This is a genomic window from Kitasatospora sp. NPDC091276, assembly GCF_040684355.1.
Lineage (GTDB): Bacteria > Actinomycetota > Actinomycetes > Streptomycetales > Streptomycetaceae > Kitasatospora.
In genome coordinates this window covers 41,259-59,747 of the sequence record NZ_JBFBFU010000042.1, presented here as the reverse complement: position 1 = coordinate 59,747, position 18,489 = coordinate 41,259, and the positions used below count along the sequence as shown (strand labels likewise).

The 18,489-nt window shown below is 75.3% G+C and carries 16 protein-coding genes; 8 read left to right on the top strand and 8 right to left on the bottom strand.

Annotated elements, in window-relative coordinates:
- Nucleotides 1-56: 56 nt before the first annotated feature.
- Together AB0O19_RS34730 and AB0O19_RS34725 are read right to left on the bottom strand one after the other, a co-directional pair.
- Complete coding sequence (locus AB0O19_RS34730) at nucleotides 57-413, bottom strand: VOC family protein (protein ID WP_363625300.1); 357 nt, start codon at nucleotides 411-413, stop codon at nucleotides 57-59.
- A 4-nt stretch (nucleotides 414-417) separates the two neighbouring features.
- Entirely contained in the window at nucleotides 418-984 is a 567-nt protein-coding gene (locus tag AB0O19_RS34725; RefSeq protein ID WP_363625298.1) for a GNAT family N-acetyltransferase, read from the bottom strand.
- Between the two features lie 284 nt (nucleotides 985-1,268).
- On the opposite strand from AB0O19_RS34725, the gene AB0O19_RS34720 reads away from it, so the two are divergent.
- A complete protein-coding gene (locus AB0O19_RS34720; protein WP_363625296.1) occupies nucleotides 1,269-2,807 on the top strand; it encodes an AMP-binding protein in 1,539 nt (512 codons plus the stop codon).
- Between the two features lie 69 nt (nucleotides 2,808-2,876).
- Here AB0O19_RS34720 and AB0O19_RS34715 read toward each other — a convergent pair whose 3' ends face one another.
- A complete protein-coding gene (locus AB0O19_RS34715; protein WP_363625294.1) occupies nucleotides 2,877-3,659 on the bottom strand; it encodes a LuxR C-terminal-related transcriptional regulator in 783 nt (260 codons plus the stop codon).
- Nucleotides 3,660-3,818: 159 nt separating this feature from the next.
- Here AB0O19_RS34715 and AB0O19_RS34710 point away from each other — a divergent pair, with 159 nt between their 5' ends.
- The gene (locus AB0O19_RS34710; RefSeq protein ID WP_363625292.1) at nucleotides 3,819-4,646 is read left to right on the top strand and encodes a TIGR03084 family metal-binding protein; all 828 of its coding nucleotides are present in this window, start codon (nucleotides 3,819-3,821) and stop codon (nucleotides 4,644-4,646) included.
- Between the two features lie 65 nt (nucleotides 4,647-4,711).
- Here AB0O19_RS34710 and AB0O19_RS34705 read toward each other — a convergent pair whose 3' ends face one another.
- The 3 genes from AB0O19_RS34705 to AB0O19_RS34695 all read right to left on the bottom strand — a co-directional run bounded on the left by AB0O19_RS34705 (nucleotide 4,712) and on the right by AB0O19_RS34695 (nucleotide 10,511).
- Nucleotides 4,712-7,972, bottom strand: coding sequence for an error-prone DNA polymerase (locus AB0O19_RS34705; RefSeq protein WP_363625290.1), 3,261 nt, complete (start codon nucleotides 7,970-7,972; stop codon nucleotides 4,712-4,714).
- Between the two features lie 82 nt (nucleotides 7,973-8,054).
- Nucleotides 8,055-9,758, bottom strand: a complete 1,704-nt coding sequence (locus AB0O19_RS34700) for a DNA polymerase Y family protein (protein ID WP_363625288.1) — start codon at nucleotides 9,756-9,758, stop codon at nucleotides 8,055-8,057.
- A gap of 3 nt (nucleotides 9,759-9,761) precedes the next feature.
- Complete coding sequence (locus AB0O19_RS34695; protein ID WP_363625286.1) at nucleotides 9,762-10,511, bottom strand: hypothetical protein; 750 nt, start codon at nucleotides 10,509-10,511, stop codon at nucleotides 9,762-9,764.
- A gap of 200 nt (nucleotides 10,512-10,711) precedes the next feature.
- On the opposite strand from AB0O19_RS34695, the gene AB0O19_RS34690 reads away from it, so the two are divergent.
- The 3 genes from AB0O19_RS34690 (at nucleotide 10,712) to AB0O19_RS34680 (ending at nucleotide 13,076) form a co-directional block, all read left to right on the top strand.
- The gene (locus tag AB0O19_RS34690) at nucleotides 10,712-11,302 is read left to right on the top strand and encodes a DinB family protein (protein WP_363625284.1); all 591 of its coding nucleotides are present in this window, start codon (nucleotides 10,712-10,714) and stop codon (nucleotides 11,300-11,302) included.
- A gap of 249 nt (nucleotides 11,303-11,551) precedes the next feature.
- Nucleotides 11,552-12,661: an SUKH-4 family immunity protein gene (locus AB0O19_RS34685; RefSeq protein WP_363625282.1), complete on the top strand. Its 1,110-nt coding sequence runs from the start codon at nucleotides 11,552-11,554 to the stop codon at nucleotides 12,659-12,661.
- Nucleotides 12,662-12,701: 40 nt separating this feature from the next.
- Entirely contained in the window at nucleotides 12,702-13,076 is a 375-nt protein-coding gene (locus tag AB0O19_RS34680) for a hypothetical protein (RefSeq protein WP_159398386.1), read from the top strand.
- Nucleotides 13,077-13,079: 3 nt separating this feature from the next.
- Here AB0O19_RS34680 and AB0O19_RS34675 read toward each other — a convergent pair whose 3' ends face one another.
- Complete coding sequence (locus AB0O19_RS34675; protein WP_363625280.1) at nucleotides 13,080-14,492, bottom strand: MFS transporter; 1,413 nt, start codon at nucleotides 14,490-14,492, stop codon at nucleotides 13,080-13,082.
- Between the two features lie 7 nt (nucleotides 14,493-14,499).
- Nucleotides 14,500-15,399, bottom strand: coding sequence for a DMT family transporter (locus AB0O19_RS34670; protein ID WP_363625304.1), 900 nt, complete (start codon nucleotides 15,397-15,399; stop codon nucleotides 14,500-14,502).
- 211 nt (nucleotides 15,400-15,610) lie between these two features.
- Between AB0O19_RS34670 and AB0O19_RS34665 the strand changes: the two genes are divergently transcribed.
- From AB0O19_RS34665 to AB0O19_RS34655, 3 genes are all read left to right on the top strand, one after another.
- A complete protein-coding gene (locus AB0O19_RS34665) occupies nucleotides 15,611-16,483 on the top strand; it encodes a LysR family transcriptional regulator (protein ID WP_363625302.1) in 873 nt (290 codons plus the stop codon).
- 91 nt (nucleotides 16,484-16,574) lie between these two features.
- Nucleotides 16,575-17,633 (top strand): DUF2332 domain-containing protein, encoded by a 1,059-nt coding sequence (locus AB0O19_RS34660; protein WP_363625278.1) that lies wholly within the window; start codon nucleotides 16,575-16,577, stop codon nucleotides 17,631-17,633.
- 88 nt (nucleotides 17,634-17,721) lie between these two features.
- Complete coding sequence (locus AB0O19_RS34655; RefSeq protein ID WP_363625276.1) at nucleotides 17,722-18,489, top strand: MerR family transcriptional regulator; 768 nt, start codon at nucleotides 17,722-17,724, stop codon at nucleotides 18,487-18,489.

The following is an 18,489-nucleotide window of genomic DNA, read 5'->3' as shown; positions in this document are numbered from 1 at the left end:
AACGCCCCGTTCGGCCAAGCTCCGGGCGGGGCTCTGTCGTTGGCGCTGACCAGCGGCTAAGGTGCACAGAACTGGTAGTCACGTGTGTTGGGGTCGCCCAGGGTGACCCAGCCGTTGCCGTCCGGGGTGCGGTGGTCGCCGAGCACCGTCGCGCCCAGCGCGACCAGGCGCTCCACCTCTTCGTCCCGGCTGCGGTCCTGCGGCTGGAGGTCGAGGTGGACCCGGTTCTTCACCGACTTGCCGTCGGGCACCCGGATGAACAGCAGCGAGGCACCGGCGGACTGCACCACCGCCTCCTCGTCGCCCGGGTTGTCGTCCTCGGCCAGGGTGCCGTCCAGCGCCTGGGCCCAGAACTGCGCGAGGCCGTACGGGTCGGCGCAGTCGATCGTCACGTGTCGTACCAGAGATCCCATCCGACTACTCTGACCTGCCGTGTTCGGTTCCGTCCAGCCTTTTCCTGGAGTGCCGGTGACCGTCCGACGGGAACTCCGGCGGCAAGGCCGTCAGCACCTCCTGGAAGACGTAGCCGCTCTTCTCCGCGACCCGGCAGGAGGCCGGGTTGTCCACCTGGTGCAGCAGGTCGATCCGGACCAGGCCGTCGTCGGCGAGCACGTCGAAGGCCCAGGCGGTGAGCGCCACCACCGCGCGCGGGGCCACCCCCCGGCCGCGGGCGGCGGCCGCCGTCCAGTAGCCCACCTCGGCCGTCTCCCCGCCCGGGGTGCCCCGCTTGAGCGCGACGTTGCCGAGCAGTTCGCCCGTGCCGGGCTCCAGCACCGCGAAGCTGTACCGGCGGCCCTCCGCCCGGCCCCGGTACTGCAGCCCGAGCCAGTGCGCGGCCTCCTCGGCGTTCCCCACCGGGACGCGGGTGAAGCGGCGCAGCGTCTCGTCCCGGTACGCCGCTATCAGGGCCGGTGCGTCCGCGTCCTCGAAGGGGCGCAGCAGCAGGCCCTCGGCCCGCGGGTGCGCGGTGGCGGGGGTGGTCACCGCAGTCCCCCGGCCTCGTGGAAGGTGCCCGGGTCGTCGGTCGCTCATGGTGCTTCTCCCCGTGGGTGTGTGGCCGTTCGCTGCGATCTTCCCAGCAGGAGGCCGGCCGGCCCCACCGCATCGGCCACCCGTCTGTTCGCGACGGGCTCAGCAGACGGAATCCGCCTCTTCCGCCCGACTTTCGCTCTCCTTCTGCCCCGACTTTCACTCTCCTTCCGCCCTTCCGCAGGTGACACCCCCGATCGGGGGTGTCCGGCGGGCGGCCGGGAGAGGACAGTGGGCGCATGCAGATTCCACTCTCCGTGATGGACTTCCTCGACCGGGCCGAGCTGGTCTACGGCGACCGGGTCGGCATCGTCGACGAGCCGGTGCAGCCGGCCGAATCCTGGGGCGAGCTGAGCTACCGCCGGGTCGCCGAACTGGCCCGGGCGCAGGCGGCCGGGCTGGACCGGCTGGGTGTCGGGCCGGGCGAGCGGGTCGCCGTCGTGTCGCACAACTCGGCCCGGCTGCTGACCTCCCTGTTCGGGGTGAGCGGGCACGGGCGGGTGCTGGTCCCGGTGAACTTCCGGCTGAAGGCCGAGGAGGTGGCGTACATCGTCGAGCAGAGCGGCGCGTCCGTCCTGCTGGTCGACCCCGAACTCGCCGACGCGCTGGACGGGGTGGCGGCCAAGCACAAGTTCGTGCTCGGCGCGGACAGCGACGCGCTGCTGCACGACTTCGACAACTCCCCCCGGCGGTACGAGATCGCCGAGAACGACACCGCCACGATCAACTACACCAGCGGAACCACCGCCCGCCCCAAGGGCGTTCAGCTCACCCACCGCAACATCTGGCTGAACGCGGTACTGATGGGCCTGCACTACGGCGTCGGCGACCGGGACGTCTACCTGCACACCCTGCCGATGTTCCACGCCAACGGCTGGGGCCTGCCGTTCGCCCTCACCGGGCTCGGCGCCCGGCACATCGTGCTGCGCAAGGTGGACGGCGCGGAGATCCTGCGCCGGGTCGAGCGGCACGGGGTGACCTTCCTCAGCGGGGCGCCCGCCGTGGTCCAGATGGTGCTGGACGCGGCCGCCGAGTGGGACGGCCCGGTGCCGGGCCGGGACCGGGTGCGGATCGTGGTGGCCGGCGCGCCGCCGCCGACCTCGGTGGTGCAGCAGGTCGAGTCCGAGCTGGGCTGGGAGTTCATGCAGCTCTACGGCCTGACCGAGACCTCCCCGGCGGTCACGGTCAACCGCTCGCGCGCCGAGTGGGACGCCCTGCCCGCCGCCGAACGGGCCGAGAAGCTGGTGCAGGCGGGCGCCCCGGCGCTCGGCACCCGACTGCGGGTCGACGCCTCCGGCGAGGTCCTGGTGCGCTCCAACACCGTGCTGGACGGCTACTGGCAGCAGCCCGCGGCCACCGCCGACGCCCTGCGGGACGGCTGGTTCCACACCGGCGACGGCGGCGTCCTCGGCCAGGACGGCCAACTGACCATCTCGGACCGGAAGAAGGACGTCATCATCAGCGGCGGGGAGAACGTCTCCTCGATCGAGGTGGAGGACTGCCTGTACGGCCACCCGGCGGTCGCCGAGGCCGCGGTGATCGGAGTGCCGCACGAGAAGTGGGGCGAGACCGTCAAGGCGCTGGTGGTCCTCCGAGGGGGCCAGGAGGCCGTCACCGAGGCCGAGTTGATCGCGCACTGCAAGCAGCGGCTGGCCGGCTACAAGTCGCCCACCTCGGTGGAGTTCCGGGCGGCCCTGCCGCGGACCGCCACCGGGAAGCTACAGAAGTTCCGGCTGCGCGAGCCGTACTGGACGGGGCGGGATCGGCAGGTCGGCTGAGGCCCGCCCCCGGCCGACCGGGTACGCCCACCGGCCGACCGGGCGCGCCCACCGGCCGACCGGGCGCGCTCACCGGCCGACCAGGCCGGACTCGCGCGCCGCCAGGGCGAGTTCGGTGCGGTTGCGAACACCGAGCTTGTGCATCGCGGACTTCAGGTAGCCCGTCACGGTGTTGCAGGTGAGGCCCAGCCGGGCGGCGATCTCCGGGTTGGTCCGGCCGGTCGCCGCCCAGCGCAGCACCTCGTGCTCGCGCGGGGTCAACGGCCTTACGGGGGCGGCCCGTCGGGGCGGCGCGGAGCGCCAGGCGGCCGCCCCCGCGAGGGCCCGGGTCGCGATCGCGGCCAGTTCGCCGACGGCGGCGATCCGCACGTCCCCGAACGGGACGACGGCGCGCAGCGACGCGTACACCACGCCGTACACGGTGTCGCCGTGCAGCAGCGGCACGGTGAGCATCGCGTACAGGTCCTCGGCGCTGACGGCGGCGTCGTGGTCGTGCGAGATCGTGGTGGCGGCACGGTAGTCGGGCACCCAGCTGGGCGCCCGCTCGGCCAGTGCCCGCCCGCCCAGGCCGGTGCCGGTCGGGACGGCCCGGTCGTGCAGCAGGTCGGCCCGGGTGCCGGCCCAGTGGCGCAGCACCATGCCCGCGTCGCTCTCCCGGGGCCCGGACGACGGCTGCGGCACGCCGACCAGTCCGACGTCGGCCCCGCACTCGGCCACCACCCGCCGCGCGAGGTCGCCGAGCACGGCGTCCCGCACCAACTCGGCGGCGCGGGCGGCGAGCCCGGGATCGTCCGGGTGCGCCGGGGTGGTGAGGGTGTCCGCGGCCCCGGGGCCCGTCTTCGCCCTTGTCATCGCGAGATTGTCACACGCGGCACGGCCGCTGGCGAGAGTGCTGACGTGGGTGTTCCCCGCGTCTTCGACGGAGTGGCGGGCGCGGCGGCCGGTCCGGGCGTAGGGTGCGGCCGTGGCTTACCGGCGGGTAACGCGCCGGACCCGGAAGGAGGGAAACCGATGACGGACCCGAACGCCCCGACGACGCCCGCGGCGGACGTCCTGACCGCGCTGCTGGACGACCTGCGGGCCGAGAGCGCGGCGCTGGACGCCCTGGTGGCCGGGCTGGACCCGGCCGGCTGGGCGCGCCCGACGCCCGCCGAGGGCTGGACGATCGCGCACCAGATCGCCCACCTCGCCTGGACCGACGACTGGACGGCGCTGGCCGCGCGCGACGCGGACGGCTTCGCCGCCGCTCGCGACGAGCGTTTCGGCACGCTGCCGGCCGCCGGCGTCGACCCGGTGGACGAGGGCGCGGCCGGCGGCGCGGCCGCCGCACCCGCGGACCTGCTCGCCCGCTGGCGCGCCGGCCGGGAGGAGGTGTCGGCCGCACTGGCCGCCACCCCGGCCGGCACCCGGCTGCCGTGGTTCGGCCCGCCGATGAAGCCCGCCTCGATGGCCACCGCCCGGCTGATGGAGACCTGGGCGCACGGCCAGGACGTCGCCGACGCGCTCGGCGCCGCCCGCGAGCCCACCACCCGGCTGCGGCACATCGCCCACCTGGGGCTGCGCACCCTCGGCTTCGCGTTCACCCTGCACGGGCTGCCCGCCCCCGAGTCGCCCGTCCGGCTCGAACTGACCGCGCCCGACGGCGGCCTGTGGACCTTCGGGCCGGACGGCGCCACGGACCGGGTGACGGGCCCGGCCCTGGACTTCTGCCTCCTGGTGACCCAGCGCCGCCACCGCGACGACCTCGCCCTCACCGCCACCGGCCCCACCGCGACCGCCTGGCTCCCCATCGCCCAGGTCTTCGCCGGCGCCCCGGGCAAGGGGCGGACGCCCGCCTGAGCTGACCGGGTCGCCATCTGCGGCGGTGCGGACGGCAGGCCTGGAGGCCACCCCCCCTGCCCCGCTCAGAGTCCGATCCGCAGCGGGGTGAGCCGGGTGGCGATCAGGTTGGTGGCGCCGCGGTCGCGCTCGATGCGGCCGTGGACCAGCAGGCCGGCCCGGTCGAGGGCCGTGCGGCGCTGGGACTCCCAGACCGGGCGGTTGCAGACCACGTTGATCAGGCCGGTCTCGTCCTCCAGGCTGAGGAAGAGCACCCCGCCGGCCGTCGGCGGCCGCTGCCGGTGGGTGACCAGGCCGCCGACCACCACCTCCGATCCCGGTGCCGCGTCCGGGAGTTCGGCGGCGGACAGGGCGCCGCCGCGCTCCAGGCGGGCGCGCAGGTGCTGGAGCGGGTGGCTGGTGGCGGAGGTTCCGGTGGCCCACAGGTCGGCGATGGTCTCCTCGACCGGGCTCATGCCGGGCAGCGGCGGCGCCTCCGTCCCGGGGGTGGTCCCCGGGATCAGTGCGGCCGAGATACCGGCGAACGCACCGGCGGTCCACAGTGCCTGACGTCTCGTCAACCCGAAGCAGTCGAAGGCGCCCGCCGTCGCCAGCGCCTCCAGCGCCGGCGCGGGCAGACCGGTACGGCGCGCGAAGTCCTCCAGGTCGGCGTACGGTTGACCGGCCGCGATCGCCGCGGCCTGCGGGGCGCCGATGCCGCGCACCGTCTCCAGGCCCAGCCGGATCGCCGGCTGCGGGCGGCCCGCGGTCAGCGGCGGCTCCGGCGTCGGCCCCCGGTACGGCTCCAGGGTGGGGCGCGGCGCGCTGGCGTTGACGTCCACCCCGCGCACCCGCACGCCGTGCCGCCGGGCGTCCGCGACCAGGCTCAGCGGCGAGTAGAAGCCCATCGGCTGGTTGGCCAGCAGGGCGCAGGTGAAGGCCGCCGGGAAGTGGTACTTGAGCCAGGCGCTGGCGTACACCAGGTAGGCGAAGCTGATCGCGTGGCTCTCCGGGAAGCCGTAGTTGGAGAACGCCTCGATCTTGCCGTAGACGTCCTCGGCGACCTCCTCGGGGATGCCGCGCTCGGCCATCCCGCCGAGCAGCCGCTCGCGCAGCCGGGCGACCCGCTCGTGCGAGCGCTTGGCGCCCATCGCCTGCCGCAGCCGGTCCGCCTCGGCGGGCGTGAACCCGGCGCAGTCGATGGCGAGTTGCATCATCTGCTCCTGGAACAGCGGCACCCCGAGGGTCTTGCCGAGCGCGTTCTCCATCAACGGGTGCGGGCAGCCGGCCGGTTCGGCGCCCGCCCGGCGGCGCAGGTACGGGTGGACGGAGCCGCCCTGGATCGGGCCGGGCCGGATCAGCGCGACCTCGACCACCAGGTCGTAGAAGTGGTCCGGCTTGAGCCGGGGCAGCGTCGCCATCTGGGCCCGCGACTCGACCTGGAACACGCCGACGGTGTCCGCCCGGCGCAGCATCGCGTACACGCCCGCGTCGCCGTCCGGGATGGTGGCCAGGTCGTAGCGCAGGCCGTGGTGCTCGGCGACCAGGTCGCAGGCGTCGTGCAGCGCGGCGAGCATGCCGAGGCCGAGCAGGTCGATCTTCACCAGCCCGGCGCCGGCCGTGGACTCCTTGTCCCACTGCAGCACCGAGCGCCCGGGCATCCGGGCCCACTCGGTCGGGCAGATCTCGCCGATCGGCTCCCTGGTGAGCACCATGCCGCCCGAGTGGATGCCCAGGTGGCGCGGCAGGCCGTGGAGTTGGCCGGCGAGCGAGAGCACGTCGGCGGGGATCACGGCGTCCGCGCCGGGCGCGGAGCGGAAGTCGGTCTGCCGGCTGAACGCGTCCACCTGGCCCTGCGGGTAGCCGAGCACCCTGGCCGCGTCGCGGATCGCCAGCCGGGGCCGGTAGGTGATCACGTTGGCGACCTGCGCGGCGTGCTCGCGGCCGTAGCGGCGGTAGACGTACTGGATGACCTCCTCGCGGCGGCGGTTCTCGATGTCCAGGTCGATGTCGGGCGGCCCGTCCCGGGCGGTGGACAGGAAGCGTTCGAACAGCAGCTTGTAGTGGACCGGGTCGACGGCGGTGATCCCCAGGGCGTAGCAGACCGCCGAGTTGGCGGCCGAGCCGCGGCCCTGGCACCAGATGTCCTGGCTCCGGCAGAAGTCGACGATGTCGTGCACGATCAGGAAGTAGCCGGCCAGGTCGAGGTCCTCGATGACGTCCAGCTCCAGGGCCAGCTGGCGTCGGGCGGCGGCGTTGCCGGGCCCGAAGCGGGCCGGGCCGTCGGCGGCGACCAGGGCGCGCAGGTGGCTGATCTCGCTCTCGCCCTCCGGGACGGGGAAGCCCGGGAGCTCCGGGTCCAGCCTGGTGAAGTCGAAGGCGCAGGAACGGCCGAGTTCGGCGGTGGCCCGCCGCACCCCCGGGAAGCGGGCCAGCCGGGCGGCCATCTCCCGGCCGGAGCGCAGGTGCGCGGTGCCCGCGGCCCGCGTCCAGCCGACCGCGTCCTGGAGGGTGCGGCGCCCGCGCAGCGCGGCCAGGCTCTGTGCCAGCCGGCCCTGGGCCGGGCCGGCGTGGTGGGCGTTGGTGGAGGCGACCACCGGGAGGCCCTGCTCGGCGGCGAGCGCGGCGAGGGCGTCATTGCGCCGGTCGTCGCCGGGAAGCCACTGGTCGATCAGCTCCACGTGGACGTTGTCGCGGCCGAACGCCTCGGTCAGGGTGCGGAGTTGGTGCCCAGCCGTGCCGTCATCGAGTTTTGCCGGGACGCGGCCGAGGCGGCAGCCGGTGAGCACCGCCCAGTGCCCGTCGTGCGCCCCGGCCAGTGCCGCGAGGTCGTACGCCGGGCGGCCCTTCGCGCCGCCGGCCAGCTGGGCGGCGGCGATCGCGGCGGACAGCCGGCGGTAGCCGGCCGGGTCGCGGGCCAGCACCAGCAAGTGTTCCACCTCTGAACTGTTATGACGGATCGTCAGTTCGGCTCCGAACGCGGTGGCCACGCCCGTCCCCCGGGCCGCCTCGGCCAGCCGGACCGCGCCGTACAGGCCGTCGTGGTCGGTGATCGCCAGCGTCTCCACGCCCAGCCGGGCCGCCTCGGCGACCAGGTCCTCCGGGTCGCTGGCGCCGTCCAGGAAGCTGAAGGCGGAGTGGACGTGCAGTTCGGCCCAGGGCTCGCCGCCGTCGCCGGGGGCTCCGGGGGCGGGCTCCTCCTGGGCGGGGGCGGGGGCTCCGGGGGTGGGGGCGGGCTCCTCCTGGGCGGGGCGGCGCAGGGGGACGACCGTACGGTCCGGCGCGGCGCCGGTCAGGCGGCGGTGCAGCTCGCTCCAGGGGAGGGTGGGGTGGCTGGTGAAGCCCATCGGGGGTCGCCTTCGTTCTCGCGGTTCGTCACCTCTCCCCCCTCGGATCCCCCCCTCGGATCCCCCCTCGGGCCGGCGGCCGTCAGTCGTAGCCGGCCTCCAGGTACCACGCGCCCCCCTCCACCGTGAGCAGCAGCGCCCGGCCACCGCCCAGCACGACCTGGAACCGGGCCCGGCGGCGGGCGAGCGACTGGTCCCACCAGTACTCGACCGCCGGCCAGGGGCCGGTCCAGCCGTCCACCCGCTCCTGTCGCCCCTGCTGCCCCTGCCCCTCCCGGCCCGACGGACCCTCCTGGAACACCACCAGGGCCGGCCGGGCCGACACCCCCGCCCGGCCGTCCACCGTGACCGGCAGCCCGGCCTCGTCCAGCACCCGCACCGGCACCGGTTCCCGCAGCACCACCGCCGGCCACACGTCCGGCAGCCGCCCGGGCCAGGGCGCGCCGGCCGGCCCCGCCGCCTCGTACGGCTCGCCCCACGGCACCTTGACCGCCTGCTCACCCGGACCGCGCCCGCCGGCCGGCTCGATCCGGCGCAGCCCGGCGTGTCCGAGCACCGCCTGCACCCGGGCCACCGCCCGCTCCACCCGGTCGTCCGCGACCGCCTGGCCCCACAGCGCCAACTGACGGCCCTGGTCCGGGGAGAGGCCGTCGGGGGCCAGCCGGAGCCGGGCGAACCCGGCGTCGGGCGCCTCCCCGGACGCGGCGAACGTGCCCGCGCCCTGCCAGGCCTGGAGCTGCCAGCGGACCCGCTCGGCCAGCGCCGTCGCCGACAGCCCGCCCTCGTGCCGCCACAGCCGCGAGGCCGTCCGCCCGTCCGCGCAGGCCACCTCGACGGCCACCCGGCGGCAGGTCAGCCCGGCCCCGGCCAGCCGCTGGTGCAGCTGCTCGGCCAGTGTGCGGGCGACGAACACCAGCGGCTCCGCCAGCGGCTCGGGCGGGTCGAAGCGCTGCTCGACGGCGAGGTCCGGCTCCTGGTCGCGCGGCACCAGCGGACGCGGCTGCAAGCCCCGGGCCAGCCGGTGCGCCACCGCCCCGGCCGGGCCGAAGCGGTCCACGACCGCCTCGGGCGGCAGCGCGGCGAACGCCCCGACGGTCGGCAGGCCGAGCCGCCCCAGCACCTCCGCCAGCGTCTCGTCGCCGAGCACGCCCACCGGGTACGGCGCGAGGAACTCCGCCGTCCGCCCGGCCGGCACCAGCACTCCGGCGCGGGCGGCGAGCACGGCGGCGAACAGGCCGTCGGCGACCCCGACCTGGGCGGGCGGGGGCGGGGGGTGCTCGGTCGCGGTGGGGGCGGGGGGCGTGGCGGCAGGGGTCGCGGGGGGTGTGGTGGCGGGGGTGGCGTCCGTGCCGGGCACGGAGACCGCGCCGGGGGCGGCGTCCGGGACCGGCTCCCGCGCCAGCGCGTCCGCCACCGCCGTCCGGACCTTGGCCGCCAGCGCCTCCTCACCGCCGAAGTAGCGGCCCGGCCCCTTCACCGGGATCGCGCACTGGCCCGGGCGGACCACCTCCACCCGGGGCGTGAACGCCTCCACCGCCGCGACCACCGGCTCGAAGCGGCCGGTCTCCGCCTCCGGGTCGCGGTCGCGCAGCTCCAGCGCCGGGCAGAGCCGCTGGGCCAGCTTGAGCCGCTGCCCCTGCCGCACCCCGGCCGCCCGGGCACCCGCCGAGCAGGCGAGGATCCGCCCGCCCTCGGTCACCGCCACCGGGTCGTCGCCGGTGACGGCCGCCACCGGCCAGTCCGGGCACCAGACCACCAGCACCCGCGGTGTCCTGTCGTCCGCCATCGCTCACACCACCGCTACCCGTTCGAGCGGCTGCCCGACGACCCCGGGCCGCCCCGGAACGGGGCGCTCCAGGACGGGACGCTCCAGGACGGGGCGCTCCAGGACGGGGCGCTCCAGGGTCGGCCGGTCCAGGACCGGTCTGTCCGGGACCGCCCGTACCGCGCCGTGCTCGTCCGGCAGCCAGAGCCGGGCGGTCCGCCCGCGCACCGCCGAACCGCGCCCCTCGGCCACCACCTCCACCTGCCGCCGGGCGAGCTGCCCGTAACCGTCCCCCAGCCCGAACCAGCGCCCGGACCGGACCCCGAGCCGCAGGGCCGCCCCCGGCCACGGCCCGGCCACCAGCAGCACGCAGCCGCTGCGCCGCAACACCGCCGCCAGCCGGGTGGCCAGCTTCGGCGGCACCGGGCCGTCCGGGCGCAGCATGACCAGTTCGACCGCGCCGGTCAGCACCGACACCACCTCGGCCCAGTGCGGCCCCGGGTCGTCCGCGACCAGCAGCCGCCGCAGGTCCAGCCCGTATCCCTCGGCCGCGGCCAGCCCCAGGTCCGGCAACCCGACGGCCGCCGCCCAGCCGCCCTCGGTCTCCTTCACCCCGGCTGCCAGCGCCAGCAGCAGCCCGGTGTCCCCGCCCGCCACCGACACCGCCGTCCCCCGCCGCAGCCCGCCGTCCGGCAGCACCTCCCGCAGCGCCGGCACCACCGGCACCACGCCCCGCCCGGCCCGCCCTTCCGCCGGCACGGCGGCCGACGCCACCGGCCGGAGCGTCGGTCGCTCGGCGATGGAATCGAAAGCAGGTTCGAAAACGGACACAACCCCAGGATCGAACATTCGTTCGTAAAGATTCAAGTCCACACCCTCCCCGCCCCACCCGTCACACTCCGTAGTTCCCCTTGCCGGCCCCTGGGTGCGCGGAATTCGGTGGACAGGTCCGACGCGATCAACAGACTGATGCCATGACGGCAACCGATCCCAGGACCGACCTCCGGATCTATCTCCAGGACGCCCGCGACGTCCTGCTGTGGAAGCTCGACGGCCTCTCCGAATACGACCTCCGGCGCCCGCTGACCCCGACCGGGACCAATCTGCTGGGGCTGGTCAAACACGTCACCGGGGCCGAGGCGATGTACTTCGGCGACACCTTCGGGCGGCCGTTCCCCGAACCGACGCCGCTGTGGTTCACCGGCGACGCCGAGCCGAACGCCGACCTGTGGGCGCGGGCGGACGAGACCACGGAGGAGATCACCGGACGCTACCGCCGGGTCTGGGCGCACACCGACGCCACCATCGAGGCGCTGCCGCTGGACGCGATCGGCCGGATACCGTTCGGCCGGCGGGCCGAGCAGACCTTGCACCGGGTCCTCGTCCACATGATCGCCGAGACCCACCGCCACGCCGGCCACGCCGACCTCCTCCGCGAACTCGTCGACGACACCACCGGCCAGCGCCCGGACGGGATCAACACCGCCCCCGGCGACGCGGCCTGGTGGCAGGCCCACCACGCCCGCGTGGAGCGGGCCGCCCGGGAGGCCGGCGGGCTCGTCTGACCCGCCCCGTACGGCGCCCGGGTGGGGTGGGGGCGGATCCGGGAAACCGGCTCGCCCTGGTCCGCCCTGGTACGGCTGGAGCCCTGCGGTGGCTTGCGGCGGCTTGCGGCGGCTTGCCCGCTCTGGTGTCGGACGGGGCGACTAGGGTCTGGGGGTCAAGGGTCGGGGCGGTGGAGGGCGGGGGACGTGGGGGGCATGGGGGACGCGGGGTGTGCGCGGGTGGCGGCGGACGGGTTGCCGAGTGGGGTGGTGCATCCGGGGAGCCGGGAGTTCCTGATCCGGGAGGGGCTGCCGCTCTCGGGTGCGTTCCTGGACTTCGGGGTGCTCGGCGACGGGCCGCCTCCGGCGTTGCCGGAGGCGGAGCGGCTGTTCGTCCTGGGCGAGACGGAGTACTGCGCGCCGTTCGCCGCGGCCGGCGGCCTGGTGCTGCTCGACGGAACGACCGGCGAGGTGTTCCTCGGCGAACCCGGCCCGCGGCGGGACCTGTTGGCCTCCGGCCTGCCCGCGCTGGCCGGGCTGGTGCGGGAGGTGGAGGCGGTCGCCGAGTCGGCCCGGCGGGCGGACGCGCTGGACGGGCGGCGCGGCCCCGCGGTGGTCGCCGAGGTGACGGCCGGGGCCGAACGGCGGATGCGGGAGATCGACCCCGGGCTGTTCGGACGGTCCGCGACGCCGCCCGCGCACTGGGGCACGGCGCTGCTCGTGCGAGCACTGGGCTGGGGCGCGCTGCCGGGCGGTCCGGGCGGTCCGGCGTACGAGGTCGGCCCGGAGCTGGTGGCGGAGCTCGCCGCGCTGACGGGCCAGGAGGGCGGCCCGGGCCTGGTGCACCGCTACCGGGCGCAGGAGCTCCCCGCCGGGCTGGTGCACGAGCCGACCCGACGGCTGCTGACCGAGATCGGACTGCCGCTGGGCGGGGCGATGTTCGGGGTCTGCGAGGAACCGCTGGTCACGATGGCGGAGGCGTACCCGGAGTACTTCGACGGCGAGGAGGAGCGCCCGTACCAGCGGGAGTTCCTGGCCCTCGGGGACTGGCCGACGGATCTGACGATCGCCCTGGACGGTGTCACCGGCCGCCTGGAGCTGCCGGACTGGTACGACGACGGCCAGCCGGAGGCCTACCTCAACCGCGACCTGTCCGCCCTGCTGTACGCGCTGTGGACGTACGAGCGGCTGCGCGCCGAGTGGGAGCGCTGGGACTGCGGGCGGGGCCGGGACACCTGGGCGGTGTTCGACCCGCAGTCGCTGCTGAGCACCGTGGTGGACCGGCTCGTCGAGGCCGTCGACCCGGAGGCGTTCGCCTCGCCCGGGTGCTCGTGGCGGCTGCTCGCCGAGGACGCGCACATGGGCGGCCTGCTCGGGTGATCACCGGGCGCCCCGGCTGGGGCGCCGGTACGCTGCCCCGGTGACGAACATCCGTACGGCGACCGGGCGACGGCGGGCGGTGCTGCTCACCTTCGGCGCCGTCCTGTCCCTCGCGGCGGCGGGCTCGCTGTACGGGCTGCTGTACGTGCGGTCACTGGACTTCGGCGAGCGCTGCGAACAGGGCCTGGTACCCGGCGGCGGACGGCTGCTGGAGACGGGCGCGTCCTGGCTGCCGCCGGACGCGTGGTGCCGGTTCGAGGACGGGAGCATGTCCACCACGCCGTTCTGGGCGCTGCTGCTGTTCTACGCCCTGCTGACCCTGGTCGTCTGGTCGGTGACCGCGCTGCTGCGGATCCACCGCCCGCGCCCGCACCTGGGGCTGGACTGGCAGCCGGGGCACGGGCCGGGCTGGTAGGTCTCAGGCCTGTCGAGGCTGCGCGGGGAGCTGGGTGGGGAGCTGGGTGGGGAGCTGGGTGGGAGTCTGCGCGGGGACGGGGCCTTCGGAGGCTTCGGCTTCGGCTTCGGCTTCGGGGAGCCGGCGGCGGGTGCGGATCGGGGAGAGGAAGACCGGCAGGAAGGCCACCGCGAGGACGGCTCCGCCGCACCAGAGGGTGGCCCGCAGGCCGACGAGTTCGCCGAGCAGCCCGGACAGCGCGGAGCCGATCGCGAGCGCTCCGGTGAGCAGGAAGCGGAAGGTGGCATTCATCCGGCCGAGGAGCGCGTCCGGGGTCATCCGCTGGCGCAGGCTCACCCCGAGGACGTTGTCCATCCCGGTCTTGAGCGAGACCAGCAGCCAGCCCGCCCCCGCCGCGAACAGCCAGGGGCCGTGCCCGATCAGCGGCACCAGCAGCCCGGCGGGCGCCACGCAGCCGCCGGCCAGGCCGAGCGTGCGCCCGTAGCCGAGTCGGGCGGCGATCGGGCGGGCGCAGCGCGAGCCGAGCAGGATGCCGACCCCGCCGACCGCCCAGAACAGGCCCAACGCCCAGGCGGAAAGGCCCAGTTCCCGCACGAACAGCACCGGGAGCAGCGTGTTGACGAGTTGGAAGCCCAGGTTGGTGAGGGCCGCGGTGAGGGCGAGCGCGCGCAGTTCCCGGTTGCCGAGGACGTGCCGCAGCCCCTCGGCGATCTGCGCTCCGAGCCCGCCGCCCCTGCCCCTGCCCCTGCCCTTGCCCCTGCCCTTGCCCCTGTCGGCGTCCCCGCCCTCGCCCCTGCCCCTATGCCTGTCTCTGTCGGCGATCGGTTCGGGGGCGGGGGTGCGGCGCAGCCCGATCAGGCGAAGCGCCGAGCCGAGGTGGCTGAGCGCGGTCGCGACGATCGCGAACGGCGCGGTGAGCAGTTGGACCAGCAGGCCGCCCGCGCCGCGCCCGGCGACGTTGCCGACCGCCATCAGGCCGACGACGGCGGCGTTCGCCTGCACCAGGTGCCCGCGGCCGACCAACCGGGGCAGCACGCTCTGCGAGCCGACGTCGAAGAAGACCGTCGCGCAGCCGGTGAGCAGCGCGACCGTGTACAGCTGCCAGAGGGTGAGCCCGCCCAGCCACCAGGCGAGCGGGATGGAGGCGTACAGCGCGGCCTTCACCAGGTCGGCGACGATCAGCACGCGGCGGTGGCGCATCCGGTCCACCCAGGCGCCGGCGGGCAGGCCGATGAGCAGGAAGGCGAGGGTGCTCAGGGTGGCGAGGACGCCGACCCGCCCCGGGCTCGCGTCGAGCGCCTCGACGGCGATCAGCGGGACGGCGACGTAGCCGACGTTGGTGCCGAGTTGGGCGAGGGCGGTCGCGGTGAAGAGGGTGCGGAAGTCGGCGGTTCGCCAGAGGGAGTGGGGGTGCATGGTCCGTTCAGTCGCGGGAAGCGGTGGGGGTCGGCATGAGGGCGGGGGCCTGGGCCCTGTGATGTTTCGTCAGGAAAACACCGGCGAGTACGACGATCATTCCGGCGACGGTCCGGATCGTCAGCTCCTCGCCGAGGACGAGCGCGCCGAGCGCGGTGGAGACCACCGGCAGCAGATAGCCGACGGTGGCCGCACTGGTGGGGCCCTCCGTGGCGATGAGGCGGTAGTTTAGGTGGAACGTGAGCCCGGTGCAGGCGACGCCGAGGACGGCGACGGCGACGAGTCCGAGCGGATCGGCGCCCGCTACCGGGTCGAGCGAGCCGCCGACCGGCAGCGCGAGCGTGCTCAGCCCGGCCGCGGCGGTGAGCTGGGCGGCGGAGAGGGCCAACGGGGCCGCCCCCGTGCCGGTGAGGGCACGGGCCATGTAGGCGAAGGCGATGGCGTAGCTGGCCGCCGCACCGAGCAGGGCGAGTGCGGGCAGGGCGGGGAGGCCACCGCCGTCCCGCCACGGGGAGAAGATCAGCAGCACGCCCGCGAAGCCGAGCACCAGACCACCTGACCGCAGCGGGCCGCGGGCACGTTCGGCGCCGAGGGCGAGACCGACCAGCAGGGACCAGAGCGGGGTGGTCGCGTGCAGCACCCCGGCCAGGCCGGAACCTACGCCGCGCTCGCCGTACGCGGTCAGGAGGAACGGCAGCGCGTTGCAGAGCAGCGCCGCCAGCGTGAGCCGGCGCCAGACGGCGGCACCGCGCGGCAGGCGCTGCCGGGCGGAACGGGCGAGCAGCAGCAGGACGGTGGCGCCGAGGACCGAGCGGAGCACGGTGATCTGCACGGGGGTGAGCCCGTGCTGGAGCGCGAGCCGGATCCAGAGGAAGCCCGAGCCCCAGAACAGGGCGAGAACGGCCATCCGCAGCACGGGCGGTGCTCCTTCTGTCGAGGTGACGGTTTCGGGGGGGCGGGGAGCCGTGTCGGGGGGTGTCGGGGGGCGGTGTCGGGGGGCGGGGTCGGGGGGCGGGGTGTTCAACGACGGTCCCGCGACGGGATCCGGTAGCACAAGCGAAATGTTCTTCACCACCTTTAAGCTGAGCTACATGACTGAGGTGCTCGACGTCCGACGGATGCAGGTCCTGCGGGCCGTGGTCGACCACGGCTCGGTGAGCGCGGCGGCCGGTGCGCTCGGCTACACCCCGTCCGCCGTCAGCCAGCAGGTGGCGGCGCTGGAGCGGGAGACCGGGACGGCCCTGCTGGAACGCGTCGGGCGCGGCGTTCGGCCGACCGCCGCCGGACTGCTGCTCGCCGGGCACGCCGCCGTCATCGAGCGGCAGGTCGCGGAGGCCGGCGCGGCGCTGGCCGACCTGCGGGCCGGGCGCAGCGGCAGCCTGACCGTGCGCTACTTCGCCACGGCCGGCGCCGCGTTGGTGGCCCCGGCGGTGGCCGCGTTCCGCCGGACGCACCCGGGCGTACGGCTCGACCTCGGCATGACCGACCCGGAGGACCCGCTCACCAAGGTGCTGGACGGCCGGGCCGACCTCGCGGTGGTGGTCCGGTCCGACGGCGCCGCGCACCCGGGCCTGCGGCTGGTCCACCTGCGCGACGACCCGTACCGGGCGGTGCTGCCCAAGGGCCACCGGCTCGCCGCGAAACGCGTCCTGGACCTCGCCGAGCTCGCGGACGAGCCCTGGGTGGGGGCCGAGCCGCCCGGCCCGTGCCGGGAGGTCGTCCGGGGGGCCTGCGACGCGGCCGGGTTCGGGCCGTCCGTCGCGGTGGACAGCGCCGACTACGCGACGGCGCAGGGCTTCGTCGCGGCCGGACTGGGCGTCGCCCTGGTCCCCGCCCTCGGGCTCGCCCAGCGCCACCCGGGCGTCACCGTGCGCCGGCTCCGTGGCCCGGAGCCGGTCCGTGCGCTGCACGCCGCAGTGCGCGAGGGCGCCTGGGGACAGCCGGTGCTCGGCGCGCTGGTGTCCGCGCTACGGGCGGCGGCGCAGCCGTAGGACCACCGGCCTGACCGGAAAGGCACGGACAGGGCTGCGCCAATTCGTTGAAGAGAGCTGAAGAGAGCTGAAGAGAAAGGAAGTACGGAACGTGGACAGTGCTATCGGGGACCTCTACCGGGCCTTCGCGGAGCGGGAGGCGCGCGGCAACTCGGCGAGCTACCAGGGCCTCGCCGAACGCGCCGCCGGGGACGACGAGTTGTGCGCCCTGCTGGACGGTCTGCCGGCCCCGAAGCGGCAGCCGAACCTGCTGTTCGGCTCGGTCCGCCACCTCGGTGGGCCGGTGACGGCCGGCTATCCGGCCTTCCGCACCTGGGTGTCGGCGCACTGGGACGAGGTTGCGGCGACGATGCTGCGACGGCGGACGCAGACCAACGAGGCCGGCCGGTGCGCCACCCTGCTGCCGCTGCTGGCGGCGCTGCCGCAGCCGCTCGCGCTGATCGAGGTGGGGGCCTCGGCGGGGCTCTGCCTCTACCCCGACCGGTATCGGTACCGATACACGGTTGAGGTGGGCGAAGCAGGTGAAGCAGGCGAAGCGGGTGAAGCGGGTGAAGCGGGCGGCCCGGCGATCGAGTTCGGCGCCCAGGAGAGCCCGGTGACGCTGGAGTGCGCGGTGCGCGGGCCGGTACCGCTGCCGGCGTCGTTGCGGGAGCGGCTGCCCGAGGTGGTGTGGCGCGCCGGGATCGACCTCAACCCGCTGGACGTCCGGGACGAGGAGGACATGCGCTGGCTGGAGTCGCTGGTCTGGCCCGAGCAGGCCCACCGGCTGGAGCGGCTGCGCGGCGCCGTCCAGGTCGCCCGGGCCGAGCCGCCGCACCTGGTGCGCGGCGACCTCAACGCGACGGTGAGGGAGTTGGTGGCACAGGTGCCCGCCGGTGCCACGCCGGTGGTGTTCCACAGCGCGGTGCTCGCCTACCTACCCCCGGAGGCACGGGAGGAGTTCGCGGTGACCATGCGCGGTCTGCCCGGGCACTGGATCTCCAACGAGGCCGTCTCGGTGCTGCCGACCGTCGAGCGACGTCTCCCCCACCCCGCGCCCGTCGGATCCGGGCTGTTCGCGCTCGCCCTGGACGAGCGGCCGGTGGCCTTCACCGGACCGCACGGGCAGTCCCTCGACTGGTTCCAGCCCCGGGACGGTCTCGGGGCTTGAAGCTGCCGCAGCGTCAGCTTCTACCGTCGCGACCAGGGCCGGAGGAACCGGCCCTGGTCCAAGCGAACGTGAACGAGGGAGACGGCGCATGGCAGCGGCCTGGCCGATCGCGGAAGTCGTCCGGATGTCGGGCGTGACCGCCCGGACCCTGCGGCACTACGACGAGATCGGGCTGCTGCCCCCGTCCTGGATCGGCTCCAACGGCCACCGCTACTACGAGGAACGGCAGTTGCTCCAGCTGCAACAGATCCTCGTACTGCGGGCGCTGGGGGTCGGGCTGACCGAGATCGCCCGGATCCTGGGCGACCAGGTGGACGAGCTGGAGGCCCTGCGGGACCACCGGCACCGGCTGCTCGCCGAGCGCGACCGGCTGGACACCCTGGCCGCCACCGTCTCCCGCACGATCGCCGACCTGGAACGTTCCCGAGAGGACGGCACACCCATGACCAGCATCAACCGACCGGAGAACCTGTTCGAGGGCATCCAGCCCGGCGACGTCGAGGAGAGCCTGCGGGACTTCCCCGAGCACGCCGAGGCGGCGCGGCGCGCCACCGCCGCGATGGGCCAGGCCGACGTCGAGGCCGGACAGCGCGAGCGGACGGCGCGGATGATCCGCCTGGCGGAGCTGCTGGCGGCCGGCCACCCGGCGGACGCCGAGCCCGTGCAGAACCACATCGACGCCGAGTACCGGGCGCTCAGCGCGCTCCGGACGGTCTCCGTCGAGGAGTTCCGCGCGATCGCGCGCTCCTGCACGGAGAACGCCCAGTGGAGCGCCGCGTACGAGGCCATCACCCCGGGCCTGGCCGCGTACCAGCGGGCCGCCTTGGAGGCGTACGCGGCGGCACGGCTGGTCTGA

Bases quoted from the DNA above. Each gene is read 5' to 3' on its own strand.
- AB0O19_RS34730 (WP_363625300.1), bottom strand. From the start codon at position 413: ATGGGATCTCTGGTACGACACGTGACGATCGACTGCGCCGACCCGTAC.
- AB0O19_RS34720 (WP_363625296.1), top strand. From the start codon at position 1,269: ATGCAGATTCCACTCTCCGTGATGGACTTCCTCGACCGGGCCGAGCTG.
- AB0O19_RS34715 (WP_363625294.1), bottom strand. From the start codon at position 3,659: ATGACAAGGGCGAAGACGGGCCCCGGGGCCGCGGACACCCTCACCACC.
- AB0O19_RS34710 (WP_363625292.1), top strand. From the start codon at position 3,819: ATGACGGACCCGAACGCCCCGACGACGCCCGCGGCGGACGTCCTGACC.
- AB0O19_RS34705 (WP_363625290.1), bottom strand. From the start codon at position 7,972: ATGGGCTTCACCAGCCACCCCACCCTCCCCTGGAGCGAGCTGCACCGC.
- AB0O19_RS34700 (WP_363625288.1), bottom strand. From the start codon at position 9,758: ATGGCGGACGACAGGACACCGCGGGTGCTGGTGGTCTGGTGCCCGGAC.
- AB0O19_RS34690 (WP_363625284.1), top strand. From the start codon at position 10,712: ATGACGGCAACCGATCCCAGGACCGACCTCCGGATCTATCTCCAGGAC.
- AB0O19_RS34675 (WP_363625280.1), bottom strand. From the start codon at position 14,492: ATGCACCCCCACTCCCTCTGGCGAACCGCCGACTTCCGCACCCTCTTC.
- AB0O19_RS34670 (WP_363625304.1), bottom strand. From the start codon at position 15,399: ATGGCCGTTCTCGCCCTGTTCTGGGGCTCGGGCTTCCTCTGGATCCGG.
- AB0O19_RS34665 (WP_363625302.1), top strand. From the start codon at position 15,611: ATGCAGGTCCTGCGGGCCGTGGTCGACCACGGCTCGGTGAGCGCGGCG.
- AB0O19_RS34655 (WP_363625276.1), top strand. From the start codon at position 17,722: ATGGCAGCGGCCTGGCCGATCGCGGAAGTCGTCCGGATGTCGGGCGTG.